General features: G+C 66.3%; 12 protein-coding genes and 1 pseudogene. 3 read left to right on the forward strand and 10 right to left on the reverse strand.

Annotated elements, in window-relative coordinates; all coding sequences use genetic code 11:
* Positions 1–43: 43 nt before the first annotated feature.
* Positions 44–856, reverse strand: a pseudogene (locus IEW98_RS03640) (transglutaminase-like domain-containing protein).
* Positions 857–1,129: 273 nt separating this feature from the next.
* On the opposite strand from IEW98_RS03640, the gene IEW98_RS03645 reads away from it, so the two are divergent.
* From IEW98_RS03645 to IEW98_RS03655, 3 genes are all read left to right on the forward strand, one after another.
* Positions 1,130–3,028: an AsmA family protein gene (locus IEW98_RS03645; protein ID WP_188761571.1), complete on the forward strand. Its 1,899-nt coding sequence runs from the start codon at positions 1,130–1,132 to the stop codon at positions 3,026–3,028.
* Positions 3,029–3,103: 75 nt separating this feature from the next.
* Positions 3,104–3,685, forward strand: a complete 582-nt coding sequence (locus IEW98_RS03650) for a glycine zipper 2TM domain-containing protein (protein ID WP_188761572.1) — start codon at positions 3,104–3,106, stop codon at positions 3,683–3,685.
* Between the two features lie 99 nt (positions 3,686–3,784).
* The gene (locus IEW98_RS03655; RefSeq protein ID WP_188761573.1) at positions 3,785–4,279 is read left to right on the forward strand and encodes a Dps family protein; all 495 of its coding nucleotides are present in this window, start codon (positions 3,785–3,787) and stop codon (positions 4,277–4,279) included.
* A gap of 12 nt (positions 4,280–4,291) precedes the next feature.
* Here the strand turns inward: IEW98_RS03655 and IEW98_RS03660 are convergent, their stop codons facing one another.
* From IEW98_RS03660 to IEW98_RS03700, 9 genes are all read right to left on the reverse strand, one after another.
* Positions 4,292–4,936 carry a DUF1345 domain-containing protein gene (locus tag IEW98_RS03660; RefSeq protein ID WP_188761574.1) on the reverse strand — a complete coding sequence of 215 codons (645 nt, stop codon included), beginning with the start codon at positions 4,934–4,936 and terminating at the stop codon, positions 4,292–4,294.
* Positions 4,937–5,063: 127 nt separating this feature from the next.
* Positions 5,064–6,158: a dTDP-glucose 4,6-dehydratase gene (gene rfbB, locus IEW98_RS03665; RefSeq protein ID WP_188761575.1), complete on the reverse strand. Its 1,095-nt coding sequence runs from the start codon at positions 6,156–6,158 to the stop codon at positions 5,064–5,066.
* On the reverse strand, positions 6,155–7,042 hold the full coding sequence (rfbD, locus tag IEW98_RS03670; RefSeq protein ID WP_188761576.1) for a dTDP-4-dehydrorhamnose reductase: 888 nt from the start codon (positions 7,040–7,042) through the stop codon (positions 6,155–6,157). The genes rfbB and rfbD overlap by 4 nt, the downstream gene beginning before the upstream one ends.
* Complete coding sequence (rfbC, locus tag IEW98_RS03675) at positions 7,042–7,587, reverse strand: dTDP-4-dehydrorhamnose 3,5-epimerase (RefSeq protein WP_188761577.1); 546 nt, start codon at positions 7,585–7,587, stop codon at positions 7,042–7,044. Before rfbC ends, rfbD begins: the two co-directional genes overlap by 1 nt.
* Positions 7,588–8,850 carry a Coenzyme F420 hydrogenase/dehydrogenase, beta subunit C-terminal domain gene (locus IEW98_RS03680; RefSeq protein WP_188761578.1) on the reverse strand — a complete coding sequence of 421 codons (1,263 nt, stop codon included), beginning with the start codon at positions 8,848–8,850 and terminating at the stop codon, positions 7,588–7,590.
* The gene (gene rfbA, locus IEW98_RS03685; RefSeq protein ID WP_188761579.1) at positions 8,847–9,728 is read right to left on the reverse strand and encodes a glucose-1-phosphate thymidylyltransferase RfbA; all 882 of its coding nucleotides are present in this window, start codon (positions 9,726–9,728) and stop codon (positions 8,847–8,849) included. The genes IEW98_RS03680 and rfbA overlap by 4 nt, the downstream gene beginning before the upstream one ends.
* Before the next feature lie 157 nt (positions 9,729–9,885).
* On the reverse strand, positions 9,886–11,238 hold the full coding sequence (locus IEW98_RS03690) for an MATE family efflux transporter (protein WP_188761580.1): 1,353 nt from the start codon (positions 11,236–11,238) through the stop codon (positions 9,886–9,888).
* Positions 11,235–12,407, reverse strand: a complete 1,173-nt coding sequence (locus IEW98_RS03695) for a polysaccharide pyruvyl transferase family protein (protein WP_188761581.1) — start codon at positions 12,405–12,407, stop codon at positions 11,235–11,237. The genes IEW98_RS03690 and IEW98_RS03695 overlap by 4 nt, the downstream gene beginning before the upstream one ends.
* A 61-nt stretch (positions 12,408–12,468) precedes the next feature.
* A complete protein-coding gene (locus IEW98_RS03700) occupies positions 12,469–13,449 on the reverse strand; it encodes a hypothetical protein (RefSeq protein ID WP_188761582.1) in 981 nt (326 codons plus the stop codon).
* Between the last annotated feature and the right edge of the window lie 66 nt (positions 13,450–13,515).

Below are 13,515 nucleotides of genomic sequence, written 5' to 3' on the forward strand. Positions count from 1 at the left end.
TAACGAAGGCTTTGGGCGGCGGCAACGAGCCTCGCGCGCCGGGTCAGGCCGGTTCGACCTCGTCGGCATGGACCTTGAATCCGTTGAGCCAGACCGGTCCGAAGGTGGTGGTCAGCGCGGTGTCGACGGCGTCGCGGCCTTGTGCCATCAGCACCCGCCCGATGCGGGGCCGATTGTGGCGGGCGTCGAAGACGTGCCAGGTGCCGCCGAGATAGACATCGAACCAGGCATGGAAATCCATCGGGGTCAGCGACGGCGCGATCCCGATATCGCCCAGATAGCCGGTGCAATAGCGCGCCGGGATGTTCATGCAGCGGCACAGGGCGATGGCGAGATGGGCGAAGTCGCGGCAGACGCCGACTTGCTGGATATGACCTTCATGGGCGGTGCGGGTGGCGTCGGCGTGTTCATAACCGTATTTCATGTGGCGGTGCGCATAGTCGACGATGGCCTAGACGCGGCCCCAGCCGGGCTCGAAATGGCCGAACAGGTCCCAGGCCAGGCCCGACATGCGGTCGGTATCGCAATAGCGACTGCCGAGCAGGTAGATGAGAATGTCGTCGGGCAGGTCGGCGACAGGGTGCTGCACGGCGTCCGGTGATTGGCGGTCGGGTTCGCCGCTGTCCTCGACCAGCAGGTCGCAGCTGAGGATCGTGTCGCCCGGCGGCAGCGTCATGCGCGTGCAGATGTTGCCGAAACTGTCGAGATAATCGTGCATCGCCAGGTCGGGGACCGTGACGACATTTTGCGGCGTGCGCAGGTCGGCAAGCCGCGATGGATGGACCTTGAGCATGGCGGTCATGGCGGTGGGTACATTGACACACAGAATGATCTCGTAGCCGGCGCGAATGAGCATGGAAAATCTCGTTGGCCGCAGCGCCAGGTCGCTGCGAAAAACCGACGGTGGAAGATCGCCGCGCCTGCTGCAATCTCCCTGTGACAACGGCGCTAACCGCCCGGTGCAAGCTGCTGAAACAGTTCGAATGGGCAGTTGATTGCTTGCTGGCGACGTCGGCCGGGCTATCGGCAGCGCGCGCAACTTCGGACCGAGATGTTACATGACCACGTTTGTAACCCGGGCGGAACAATATCGGGCGTTCTGGGTAATTGGGGTTCAGCACGAGGGTTTATGGACGCGAACAGGCGGGCAGGGTGGTCGGGGGCGCGTTGGGCAGCTCTGATCCTGGCGGCGACGGCGGCGATCGCGGTCGTGGCAGTCGTGATTTTGGCGGCATTCCCCTGGGAGATACTGCGGACGCGGGCCGAGGCCAGGCTGAGCGCGGATCTCGGCAGGCCGGTCACGATCGGGTCGATCGAGCGGCTGGAGCGCTTTTCGCTTCGACCGACAGTGATCGTCCACGATGTCCGAGTTCCGCAACCGGCGTGGGCGGGGCCGGGGAGTTTGGTGACGATCGAGGCGCTGCGAACGCGATTTGGCGTGTTGCCGTTGTTGGTTGGCCGGTTCAGCGCCGACAGGCTGGAAGTCGCCGGGGCGCGTATCGACCTGGTACGCGATGCCGATGGGCGCGAGAGCTGGTCGACAGGTGAAAAGGATGACGATGATGGCGGGCCGCCGGCGATCGGCGGGCTGATCATCGTTGACACTGTCGTTCGGTATCGGGACGCCCGGCGGGATCGGTCGTTCACCGTGGCGGTCGTTGCCGACCGACGGGAGGGGCTGCGGATTAGCGGGACCGGGCTCGTTCGCGGCGAGGCGGTGCGTATTTCGGCGAGCGGGGCGGCGGTCGGCGAGACGGCGACGAGCCAGGCCTGGCCGTTTCGGGTAAAAATCGAGGGCGAGGCTGTTGGCCTGACGGCTGTCGGGCGCATGGACCGGCCGCTCGATGTCGATCATTTCAGCGCGGAGGTGACGGGGCATGGCCGCGACCTGAAGCTCCTCGACGCGATCATCGAGGCGGGGTTGCCGGCGACACAGGCGGTCGCGCTGAAGGCCAGGGTGCGCCACGACGATCGGGAATGGCGGATCGATGACCTGGCGGCGACGATCGGGCGTTCGGACATTGCCGGTAGCGCGGTGGTGGTCAAGCAGGGCCGCGGGTCGCGAATCGAGGGCGTGGTCCGGTCGAAGCAATTCGATTTCGATGATTTGTCGTCGGACGAGGGGCGCAAGCGCGGGGCCGCCAAGCGGTTGATTTATGGCAAGCGGTTGATCCCCGACACGGCGATCGACCTGCGGCGCCTGGCCCGGACGGAAGGGACGCTCGACGTCACGATCGATGAATTGCTGTGGCCGGGGCCGTCGCCGCTGCGGACGTTGAAGGCGGTGCTGGTACTCGGCGGCGGCAGGCTGACGGTCAAGCCGCTGACGATCGGGCTGTCGAACGGGACGATGCACGGGGAGGTTTTGGTCGACCAGCGCAAGGGTGGCCCGGTGTTGACGCTCAGCCTCGATCTCGAGGGCGCGCAATTGCTCGACCTGGCGCCGGATACCGGGGTCGACGGGCGGTTGGCGGGCAAGTTGCGGCTGACGGGGGCGGGGCGGACGGTTCGGCAGGCGGTCGGGAGGTCGAGCGGAACGGTGACGCTGGTGGCGCGCGATGGCCAGTTGCCGGCGCGGACGGCGGTGCTGCTCGGGCAGGATGTCGGGCGCGGGCTGCTGACCGGCAAGGACAGGTTGGCGACGCTCAACTGTGTCGTGATGGCGCTCGATGTCGACCAGGGAGTGGCGCGGACCAACCCGTTGCTGATCGATACGTCGCGGTCGGTGACGCGGATCGAAGGGACGATCGCCTTGGCCGACGAGCGGTTCGACCTGGTGCTGCGCGGGGCGCCGAAACAGGCGAGCGTGCTGCGGCTGGATGTGCCGATTTTGATTGGCGGGACGATCAAGACGCCGGTGATCAATGTGCCGCCGCGGAGCAAGTCGGTGGGCAGTGTGCTGCGGATGCTGGGGCGGGCGGTTGCCGGCGAGCAGGGGGCGCTTGCGGCGCCGCTCGATTGCGACGCCCTGGTGATGGCGCGCGGGGTGACGCTGGGCGGGGCGCAAGCGGCGGAAATTGCTGAATGAGCGCTGTCGATGTTGTTCAGGAAACCTGCAGGCAGGTTGAAGCAATGTGCAAGTGCGTTTCAAGGAGGAATGATCATGCGTACGATGCTTATCCCGTTTGCTGCCCTTGCCATCGGCGCCGTTGCGGCACCTGTGGCGGCCCAGAATTATGACAATGGTCGCAATGACCGGGCGTATTCCAGCCAGGGTGAGGTGCGTCGTAGCGCCCAGCGCCTGCAGGAGGAACGGCGCGATTTGCGCGATGCCCAGCGCTATGGCGACCGGCGCGATATCAAGGAAGAACGCCGCGATGTGAAGCGGGCGCATAAGGAGTATCGCCAGGATGCGCGTGACTGGCAGCGCGGCCGCAACTATAATTATAATCGTCCCGATCCGCGATACAACGGTTATTATGCCGACAATTACTATCGTGCGGGGCAGAATTATCAGCCGCGGCGGATGAATTCCAACGACCGAATTTATCGCGGACAGGACAATCAATATTACTGCCGCCGGAACGACGGCACGACGGGCCTGATTATCGGTGCCCTTGGTGGCGGCGTGCTTGGTAACGTCATCGCGCCGGGCGGTTCCAAGACGTTGGGATCGTTGATCGGTGGCGGCCTGGGTGCGGTGCTCGGCAATTCGATCGGGCAGGGTAACGTCACCTGCCGCTGATTGCTGAATTGAATCGATGATCACGGCGTTCGGTAAAATTATTACCGGGCGCCGTTTTCACATGCCATAGAGTGCGGTCTCGAATGCAAGGGATCGAAGATGGCGAAATCGACCAAGAAATCTGTCGTTGCTGTCGACCTGGGGTTCGATGACAAGCAGCGCCGGGCGATTGCCGGCGGCCTGTCGAAGCTGCTCGCGGATACCTATACGCTGTATCTCAAGACGCATAATTTTCACTGGAACGTTATTGGCCCGCAGTTCAACTCGCTGCACCTGATGTTCGAGGGCCAGTATAACGAGCTGGCGCTGGCGGTCGACATGATCGCCGAGCGGATCCGGGCGCTCGGCGAGCCGGCGCCGGGGAGTTATTCGGCATTTGCCAGGCTTTCGACGATCGTCGAGGCCGAGGGCCATCCGGTTGCCGAGGAGATGGTGCGTATTCTTGCCGAGGACCAGTTGGCGGTGGTGCGGACGGCGCGCGAGGTGTTCGCGCTGGCCGATGCGGCGAACGACGAGCCGACGGCGGATCTGTTGACCCAGCGCATGCAGGTCCATGAAAAGACGGCGTGGATGCTGCGGGCGAATTTGGCCTGAGGCGGGACGGGCTCAGCCGCCGAGGACGGAGGCCACCAGGTTTATCGATATGGCGACGACGGCGATGTTGAAAAAGAATGCCAGCACGGCGTGGCCGAGGGTGAGGCGGCGCAGGCGTTTGCTGGTGACTTCGACGTCAGAGACCTGGAAGGTCATACCGAGGACAAAGGCGTAATAGCTGAAATCCCAATAGTCCGGGTCGGTGTCGCCGCCGGGGAAATCGAGGCCGCCAAGGTCGCCGGAGCCGGTTTCCGCGGGCAGGTACCAGACATGGGCATAGTGCGAGGCGAACAGGGTGTTGGCGAAGAGCCAAGCCAGTATCAAAGTGGCGGCGGCGAGGCTGATGCCGACGGCGTCCCGGCCCGAGCGGCCGGATAGCTCGACCCAGACAGCGACGAAGATGACGGCGACGACGAGAAGGGCGATCGCGACCATGGCGGCGTGATCGGGTTCGTTTTCAACGGCCTTCGAGCGCATCGCGGCGGGATTGGCGGTGTTGAAGCGGATGGCGATGATGATGAGGAAGGCCAGTGCGCCGCAGTCGTAGCCGGCGAGGAAGGCCCGGGACGGGGGCAAGGCGAGGGTCAGCAGCGCCGTTGTCGCGGCGGTGACAAGGGCGAAGGCGGTGAAGGCGGTGTAGCGGCGGAAGAAGGCCATTTGTGGGGCTCGGTGGAGAAGGGTCGTGCCGGGTATGGGCCGGCATCGACTGCGAGGATAGACTGGCCGCGGGATGGATGCTGAAACAAGTTCAGCATGACGAACGTTTATAGGTGGTTCCGAGGGTCTAGCTGCGGGCGGCGTAGTTGGTTTCGACCCAGTCGCGGTAGCTGCCGTCGAGGACCGAGCGCCACCAGGATTCGTTCTGAAGGTACCAGGCGAGGGTGGCGGCGAAGCCGGTTTCGAAGTCGCGGGCGGGGGTGTAGCCGAGTTCGGCGCGGGCCTTGCGTTCGTCGATGGCGTAGCGGCGATCATGTCCGGGGCGATCGGTGACGGTGGTTTTCAGGGTGTTGGTGGGGATGTTCCGGGCAGCGGGGGCGTCGGGGAAGCGGGCTTTCAGGCTCGGATCGGTCTCGAAGGCCTTGTCGACGGCTGCGCACAACGTGTCGATGACGGTGATGTTGGGAAGCTCGGCGCCGCCGCCGATGTTGTAGGTTTCGCCGATGCGTCCCTTGAGCAGGACCGATTCGATACCGCGGCAATGGTCCTCGACGTGGAGCCAATCGCGGATCTGCATGCCGTCGCCGTAGATCGGCAGGGGGCGGCCATGGAGGGCGTTGATGAGGAATAGCGGGATCAGTTTTTCGGGGAATTGATACGGGCCGTAGTTGTTCGAACAGTTCGAAGTCGAGACCTGAAGGCCGTAGGTGTGGTGCCAGGCGCGGACGAGATGGTCCGACGCTGCTTTCGAGGCGGAATAGGGGCTGTTGGGAGCATAGGCGGTGGTTTCGCTGAAGGCCGGGTCGTTCGGGCCAAGGCTGCCATAGACTTCGTCGGTCGAGACGTGGTGGAAGCGGTGGGGCTTGGCATCGTTGCCGAGCCAGGCGCTGCGGGCGGCGGTGAGCAGGCTCATGGTGCCAAGGATGTTGGTGTCGATGAAGGCGGCGGGGCCGTGGATCGAGCGGTCGACATGGCTTTCGGCAGCGAAGTGGACGAGCGTGTCGATGCCGCGGTCGCGGAGGAGCGATTCGACCAGCGGCGTGTCGCGGATGTCGCCGACGACGAGCTCGGCGCTGTTGGCGCCCTGGAGGTTGGCGCGGTTGCCGGCATAGGTCAGGCTGTCGAGCACGGTGATCGTGTCGGCGGGGTGATGTTCGCGCCAGTAATGGACGAAATTGGCGCCGATGAAGCCGGCGCCGCCGGTGACGAGAAGGTTGGTCACGAGATGGCTTTCTTGATTGCGGCGTCTTTTATGGCGGCGAGGCAGAGGCGGAGTTCGGTGCGCCAGTGCGCCGCCGGTCCGGTAATGGCCCAGGTCGCCGATTTGTCGAGGACGCTGTACGCCGGGCGCTGCGCCGGGGTGGGGTAGTCCGAGGTGCGAATGGGGATGATCGGGATGGCGTTTTCGAGGAGGCCGATGGCGATGGCTTCCTCGTGGATGGCGACCGCGAAATCATACCAGGATGCGGTGCCGGCGTCGGTCCAGTGGAAGGTGCCGGTGTGTCCGGACAGCGCCCAGACGGCGCGGGCGAGGCCGGCGGCGTGGGTGGGGGTGCCGATCTGGTCGCCCACGACGCGGAGCTCGGGGCGATCCCGCATCAGGCGGAGCATGGTGTGGACGAAGTTGTTGCCCTGCGCGGCGTAGACCCAGGCGGTGCGCAGGATGAGGGGGGCACCGTGGAGGTCGATCGCGGCCTGCTCGCCTTCGAGCTTGGTGCGGCCGTAGACGCCGAGCGGGTTGGGCGCGGCGGTTGGGGGGTACGGCGATGACGCAGTGCCGTCGAAGATGAAGTCGGTCGAGACCTGGACGAAGGCGGCGCCAGCGTGGCGCGCGGCCGATGCGAGCAGGCCGACGGCGTTGACGTTGACGCGCTGGGCGGTGGCAGCGTCGGTTTCGGCCTTGTCGACGGCGGTATAGGCGGCAGCATTGATCACGATGGTGGGGCGATGCTCGGCGACGATGCGCTCGACGGTGTCGGGGTCGGTGATGTCGAAATCGGCCTCGGGCGGGGCGATAACGCTGGTGCCGGGAGGCGCGGTTTCCTGGAGGGCGCGGCCGAGTTGGCCGCCGGCGCCGGCGATGAGAGCAATGGTTGTGGCGGTCATCAGGCGAACACCTGTGCGTCGGCGAGCAGCGGGGCTGTCGCGTCCTTGGCGGAGAGGGTGGGGGGCAGGCCGCCGGCCGGCCAGTCGATGCCGATGGCGGGATCGTCCCAGCGGACGCCGCGATCGTCCGACGGGTCGTAAAGCTGGGTGCATTTATACAGGAAATCGGCGGTTTTGCTGATGACGACGAAGCCATGGGCGAAACCGGGTGGGACCCAAAGCATGCGCTTGTTGGTGTCGGAGAGTTCGTAGCCGACCCATTGGCCGAAATTGGGGCTGCTGCGGCGGACGTCGACGGCGACATCGAAGACGGCGCCCGAGGTGACGCGGACCAGCTTGCCCTGCGGGTTGGCGAGTTGATAGTGGAGCCCGCGCAGGACACCTTGGGCCGAGCGGCTGTGATTGTCCTGGACGAAGGTGAGATCGAGGCCGGCGTCGGCGAAGCTGCGTGCGTTCCAGCTTTCGAGGAAGAAGCCGCGATCGTCGCCGAAGACGCGCGGCTCGATCAGCATGACGCCGGGCAGGGTGGTTTCGGTGACGATCATTCAGGCGCGTCCCTGTAACAGGCGGCGAACCAGCCCGGCAAAGCTGCGGGCGTGTTGCCGGGGCGTGCCGCGGGCTGCGGCCTGCCAGAGTTGAAGCCCGTGATAGTGCGGGCGGGGGCGACCGGTGACGGCCATGGCGGCAAGGCGGGCGAGAATTTCCTTTTTGCGGCGCGCCTGGGCGGGCTGCATCAGGGCGATCTGGTCGATGGCGAGGGGGGCGGTTTCGACGCGGCCCGTATTGCGGGCGTCGTCAAGCAAGGCAAGTCCGGCGGTGCTGCGCGCCATGACGAGGCTGCGGCCGTCCTGTTCGGCGAAGCTGGGGTAGCCGCGTTCGTCGCCGATCCAGGCGTCGGCGCAGGCAATGTCCGCCGCGTTGCCGATGGCGTCGGGGCAGATCTTGCAGCGGAACTGGACTTCCTTGGACAGGATATCGCCCCAGCTGTCGGCGTAGCTCATGCGGTGGCTCGAGCCGTCGTTGAGCGTCGCGGTGGCGAAACCGGGCCAGCCGTCGCCGCGGTAGCGGAATGTGGCGACGTCCTTGGCAACAACGCCGAGGCGCTCGAGGATGCGGCCGGTGCCGGCGGCGCTGGGGATGCCGGCGCAGAAGAAGGCGAGCATCAGCGGCACCTTGGCATCGACGCGCGGATCGGTGCGGGCGTGGGCGCGAAGGGCCGAGACGTCGCAGGGCTTGCCGACAAAGGCGAAGCGGCCCGGACGGGTCAGCCAGGTTTCGAGATCGGCGAGGGGGGCGGACGCGGTGTAGCGCGAGCCGGCCGAGGCGAAGACCTCGGCGGCGGTGGTCGATGCGGTGGTGACATTGGCCATCGGCAGCAGCGGGTCGGCGCCGGTTTGCACGACGAAAGCGACGAGGCCGGTTTCGAGGGCGTGGACCAACAGGGCGGAGATGACGCCGCCCGACGAGGCCTGGTGGCGGAGGGCGGCGTCGGTTGCGTGGCCGGTGCCGATGAAATGGGCGCGGCCCCAGAGTGCATCGTCGACGGGTGCGGTGAGGCCGCGTTCGTCGATGACGAGGGCCGGGCAGGATGCGGCGATGGCGGACTCTTGTGGCGGGGTGAGCGGGGCGGACTGGCGCGGGCGGAGGTAGCCGGGGGGCGTCATCGCCATGGTTATGGCGGCGGGGGCGATGGCGGCACAGAGGCCGCAGCCGGTGCAGAGGCGGCCGCGCTCGACGCGGGCGAGGGCGGGGGAGGACGCGATTGCCCGCGGCCCGATCTCGCCCGTCGATGGCGCCGCGCTGGTCATCCGGCGATGCGGAGCTGGGTCAGGAGATATTCGCCGTAGCCGGATTTGCGCAGCGGCTCGGCGATGCGGGCGAGCTGGTCGGCGGTGATGAAGCCCTGGCGCCAGGCGATTTCCTCGGGGCAGCAGATCTTGAGGCCCTGGCGTTCCTCGACGATGCGGACGTAGAGACCGGCGTCGAGCAGCGAGCCATGGGTGCCGGTGTCGAGCCAGGCGAAACCGCGGCCCATGAGCTCGACATCGAGCTTGCCGGCTTCGAGATAAAGGCGGTTGAGATCGGTGATCTCGAGCTCGCCGCGCGGCGAGGGTTGCACGTCGCGGGCGAGGCGGACGGCGTCGCCATCGTAGAAATAAAGCCCGGTGACGGCGTAGTTCGAGCGCGGGTTGGCGGGTTTTTCCTCGATGGTGGCGGCGCGGCCGTTTTCGTCGAAGGAGACGACACCGTATGCCTGGGGGTCCTTGACGTAATAGCCGAAAACGGTAGCGCCGTCGGTGCGATCGGAGGCATTGGCGAGCAGTTCGGGGAGGCCGTGGCCGTAGAAAATATTGTCGCCGAGGATGAGGGTGGAGGGCCGATCGCCGACGAACTCCGCACCGATATGATAGGCTTGGGCGAGGCCCTTGGGCTCGGGTTGCACGGCGTACTGGATGGACAGCCCCCAGTCGGAACCGTCGCCGAGCAGGGTCCGGAAGCCGGCGCTGTCGGCGGGGGTGGTAATGATCAGGATCTCGCGGATGCCGGCGAGCATGAGCACCGACAGCGGATAGTAGATCATCGGCTTGTCATAGACCGGCATCAGCTGCTTGGAGACCGATTTGGTCAGTGGATAGAGCCGGGTGCCGGAGCCGCCTGCCAGGATAATACCACGCCGTTCAGTCATGTATGTTCCTGCCGTTGGGGCCGGCCGATACTCTGGCCGCGTTGGTGCGGGATACCGGCAAGGGGCGGTGGCTGCAACGGATAATGCCGGGTTTGGCGGTAAGAAATATTGCAACGCAGCAAATACTTGATCGCGAAGGATTTGGCGAAACCTGTTGTTAATCTCGTGCTGCAAGGACCCTGCGAACGATGACATATTGGGTGACGGTGCGGAACACCAGGGTCAGAGAGGTGGTGAGCGCGGCACCGACGAGGCCGAATGCCGGGATCAGGGTGACGCAGAATACGCCGAGCAGGATGAGCGCGGCGACCGAGATGCGCGCCGCCCAGCGCTCCTCGCCGGTCATCACCATGACGGCGCCGAGCGGCCCGGCGAGTATGTTGACGAGTTGGCCGAGCGCCAGGATGCGCAGCGCGGTGGCGCCGACGACGAATTCGGGGCCGAACAGCCCGAGCACCCACTCGGGAAAGCCGAGCATGACGACGAAAAGCGGGAGCGAGAGCGCCGACATGGTCATTACCGCCTGGCGCAGGATCTGGCGGATATGAGCGGTGTCGCCGACGCGGTGAGCGGCGGCGATGCGCGGGCCGGAGACAGTATCGAAGGTGGTGACGATGAGGGTGATGAGCATCGCCACCTGCCAGGCGGCGCGGAACTGGCCGACATCGGCGACGGACGCATAGGCGCCGAGGCTGAGGAGGACGATCCAGTCGACGGCCATCCGGCTGAGCACGATGAAGCTGATCTGCCAGCCCTGGGCAAGAAGGGGCTTGACCGCCTGGGGGGCGGCGGGCGGCCATTTGCGGGCGTGGCGGGCGTAGATGATCCAGGCGACGGCGCCGCTGAAGGTGACCATGCCGAAATAGAGGAGGCTGACATCGAGGGCGTCGAGTTTTGTCCCGATGAGGACGAGGCCGGCGAGCGCGAGCATGGCGAGCAGCGTAGCCTGCGGGCCTTCGAGCCATTGACCGGCGAGGACGAAGCCGGCGCCGCGCAGCGAGGTGATGGCGACGCGGATCATGGCGAGGGGGAGGACGGCGATGCCGGCGAGGATGACGAGGCGCTGGTCGATCTCGCCGCCGAGGAGGGCGGCGAAGGCGGGACCGCCGGCGAGGATGAGGATGGCACCGACGATGACGGCGAAGACCGCGACGATGCGCGTGGTGGTGCGCGAGATGCCGCGCGCGGCGGCGGGGTTGCCCTCGCGGATGCTGCCCGCCATCGAGCGGAGCAGGACATAATCGAGGCCGAACAGCGCCACTGTCGAGCCGAAGAGCCCGGTGGTGAGGGCAAGGGCGAAGCCGCCGGTGCCGACCGGGCCGAGGTTGCGGGCGATGAGGAAGCTGAAGCCGAAGCTGACGGCGGCGCCAACGAACTTGATGGCCGAGGCGAAGATCGCCTCGGGTATGTTGGGGTTGGCGCGGATATAGGCGACCAGCGCGGCGCGGTTAGCGAGAGGCCCGCGGCGCAGGCGGGCGTGGACGACGCCGAGCCGTTTGAAGGGTTTCATTGTTTTTCGGCGAGGCGCTTGAATTCGGTGGCGAGGACGGCGGTATAGTCCTCGAGGCCGCGGGTGATGACGGGGGTGCCGGCGGCGATGTCGCGGGCGAGATCGGCGCGGTTGGCGAAGGCGCTGAGGATGAAGGACGTGGCGGCATCGGTGGTCATGCCCTTGGCAGGGACGAGCCAGGGGTAGTGGAGGCCGGAATAAAGGCCCTCGAACTTGCGGCTGTAGCTGATCGGCACGACGGGGACGCCGGCCGAGTAGGCGGCGATTGTGGCGTGCATGCGGGCGCCGACGAGGAAATCGAGGCCGGCGATGAACGACTTGGCGGCCGACGGCGAGGTAAAGTCCGGATGGCGGACGAGGTGGGGAAATTCGGCCTTGAGGGCGTCGGCGGCGGCGCCATCGTCATCGGTGGGCATGCCGGGGGCGTAGACGTGGGGGACGAGGTGGACTTCGGTGTCCGGGATGGCGGCGAATTCGGTGATGAGGCGGCGGGTTAGGGCGGCGTAATCGACGGTAAGGCCGTATTGGTTGCCGCCGGCATAGCCACCGTTCATCAGCAGGCCCGAGACGTTCAGGCCGATCTTGATTGGGCCGCCAGTTCGCGCGGCTGGGCGGTCGTAGGGCAGGGCAAAGGCGACATCGATGACCTGGTGGGCCTTGGCCCGGGGGCTGAGGTCCTGGAGGACCTGCATCGAGAGGGGGTCGCGGGCGAAGACCTGCGCGGCGCGGTTGCAGATCCAGGCGGCGATGGCGGTGTGGGGTTGCCGGGTGAAGGGTCCGATGGTCTGCGGTGACAGGATGAGCGGCTTGCCCATGGCGATCGCCATGGCCTTGGTGGCGACGATATAGGCGAAGCGCTTGTCGTTGTAGATGTCGGCGAAGCTGTCGCCGGCGCCGATATCGAGGAGGATATCGAGCCTCGCGACATCGGCGCGGTAGCCGCCGGGGGAGAGCATGTAGCGGCCGGTGAGGGCGCGCACGTCGATGTCGGTATCGGTGATGTAGGGCACGCCGGTTTCGCGGGCGCCGAGCAGGGTGAAGTGCGGGCGGACGCCGGCGCGGGCGGCGGCCTCGCGGGCGAGGGCGATGTTGCCGACGCTGAGCGCGCCGACGCCGAGGTTCCCGGCCGCGGTTGCGTGCCAGAGGAGCCCGATGCGGAGGGTCTTCAAGGGGCCAGATCCTGTCAGAAGGCAGGGAGGGGACGCGCCGCGGGGCGGCGGCGCGTCTCGATCAGTTTGCGACGGGTGCCGGAGTCGCTGCAGTCGGAGTCGCTGATGTCGGTGTTGCGGCGGCCGGGGTCGCCGGCGCGGCACCGGAAGCGGCAGGCTTGGCGCCGGGAGCGGTCAGGTCAGGGGCGGCATAGCCCTTGGCGTAGACGATCTTGGACTTGTAGGCGTCCTGCCACTTCTTGAGTTCGCTCGCGAGGCGCTTTTGGATTTCCTGGCGCTGCAGCACGTTTTGGGCATAGGCGATGGCGCGCTCGCCGGTGAATGGCTGGGTCTTGGTGTTGGTCACGTGGTTGACGTAGATCACCGGGACCGGCGCGCCGGCGGGCTGGTCGGCGAACATGAATGGCTCGGCGTTGGGGTTGCTGCTGAGCTTGACGATCTGATTGGTCAGCGCCGGCGCGACGGTCAGGCTGTCGAGCTGCTGCGGGGCGCGGCGATATTCGAGGTTGGCGTTGACGAGGATGTCCTCGACCTCGGCCATGGTCTTGGCATCCTTGAACGGCAACTGGTCGATATTGGCCGGGCGCAGGAACTGGATCTGGTCGAGGGTGAAGATCTTGCGATCGCCGAAGACCTGCGGATTTTCAGCGACGAACTTCTGCGCGGCTTCGCGGGTCGTCGGCGAGACCTTGCGCTGGATATCGGACTGCAGCGCCTGGACGAGCAGGCCTTCGTCGGTGCGGGTACGGGCGAGAAGGAACTGCGGATTCTTGTCGAGCGCCAGCTTGGTGGCCTCCTTGGCAAGCATCTTGCGTTCGACGACACGGGCCAGCGCGACCGATTCAACCAGCTTGCGCGGGGCGTTGGCGCCCTTGTTGGGGATCATCGCGATTTCGGCGTTGAGTTCGTGAATGGTGACATCGGTGCCGTCGACTGTCGCGACGACCTGGCCTTCGGGAAGCTTGGCGGATTTGTTGCAGGCCGAGAGTGCGAGAAGCGCCACTGCGGCCGAAGCCAGCAGGGAGACACGTGCCAATGCCATTATTGATGCTCCTGAAAACGGATTCGATACTGAAGATACGGAGTCAATGCCCTTGAGGCGCCGCCT

This window comes from Sandarakinorhabdus glacialis, assembly GCF_014643455.1.
In the GTDB taxonomy this organism is placed as follows: domain Bacteria; phylum Pseudomonadota; class Alphaproteobacteria; order Sphingomonadales; family Sphingomonadaceae; genus Sandarakinorhabdus; species Sandarakinorhabdus glacialis.

What these genes read in the sequence shown, in the direction of transcription:
- IEW98_RS03690 (WP_188761580.1), bottom strand. Translation starts at nt 11,238, where the DNA reads ATGAAACCCTTCAAACGGCTCGGCGTCGTCCACGCCCGCCTGCGCCGC.
- IEW98_RS03650 (WP_188761572.1), top strand. Translation starts at nt 3,104, where the DNA reads ATGCGTACGATGCTTATCCCGTTTGCTGCCCTTGCCATCGGCGCCGTT.
- IEW98_RS03660 (WP_188761574.1), bottom strand. Translation starts at nt 4,936, where the DNA reads ATGGCCTTCTTCCGCCGCTACACCGCCTTCACCGCCTTCGCCCTTGTC.
- IEW98_RS03680 (WP_188761578.1), bottom strand. Translation starts at nt 8,850, where the DNA reads ATGACCAGCGCGGCGCCATCGACGGGCGAGATCGGGCCGCGGGCAATC.
- IEW98_RS03655 (WP_188761573.1), top strand. Translation starts at nt 3,785, where the DNA reads ATGGCGAAATCGACCAAGAAATCTGTCGTTGCTGTCGACCTGGGGTTC.
- IEW98_RS03700 (WP_188761582.1), bottom strand. Translation starts at nt 13,449, where the DNA reads ATGGCATTGGCACGTGTCTCCCTGCTGGCTTCGGCCGCAGTGGCGCTT.
- rfbA (WP_188761579.1), bottom strand. Translation starts at nt 9,728, where the DNA reads ATGACTGAACGGCGTGGTATTATCCTGGCAGGCGGCTCCGGCACCCGG.
- rfbD (WP_188761576.1), bottom strand. Translation starts at nt 7,042, where the DNA reads ATGACCGCCACAACCATTGCTCTCATCGCCGGCGCCGGCGGCCAACTC.
- IEW98_RS03645 (WP_188761571.1), top strand. Translation starts at nt 1,130, where the DNA reads ATGGACGCGAACAGGCGGGCAGGGTGGTCGGGGGCGCGTTGGGCAGCT.
- rfbC (WP_188761577.1), bottom strand. Translation starts at nt 7,587, where the DNA reads ATGATCGTCACCGAAACCACCCTGCCCGGCGTCATGCTGATCGAGCCG.